The sequence below is a fragment of the Fibrella aquatilis genome, assembly GCF_017353255.1.
GTDB lineage: Bacteria > Bacteroidota > Bacteroidia > Cytophagales > Spirosomataceae > Fibrella > Fibrella aquatilis.
Genome location: NZ_JAFMYU010000065.1, coordinates 1 through 234, shown reverse-complemented (window position 1 = coordinate 234; position 234 = coordinate 1). Strand labels below are relative to the sequence as shown.

Genomic DNA, 234 nt, shown 5'->3' with positions numbered 1-234 from the left:
AAAGACGAGGTGGCGGCCGCCTACTCTCCCGGTCGTGACACCAGTACCATCGGCAGTGCGGGGCTTAACGGCTCTGTTCGGAATGGGAAAAGGTGTTCACCCGCCCGTTGCCACCAACCAAGTTATCAGTTGCATAGTCCTAAACAGACTATGCCAAGTGCAGCGTCTTGTCACTACTGGGAAGAAAGATAGCTAATTAATATTAGTAGATACACACACCAAAACAGATGTATT

Annotated in this window: 1 rRNA gene; it reads right to left on the bottom strand. The window is 49.6% G+C overall.

Going from position 1 to position 234, the window contains the following annotated elements:
- Positions 1-7: 7 nt before the first annotated feature.
- Positions 8-118 (bottom strand): 5S ribosomal RNA (rrf, locus tag J2I48_RS28155).
- Between the last annotated feature and the right edge of the window lie 116 nt (positions 119-234).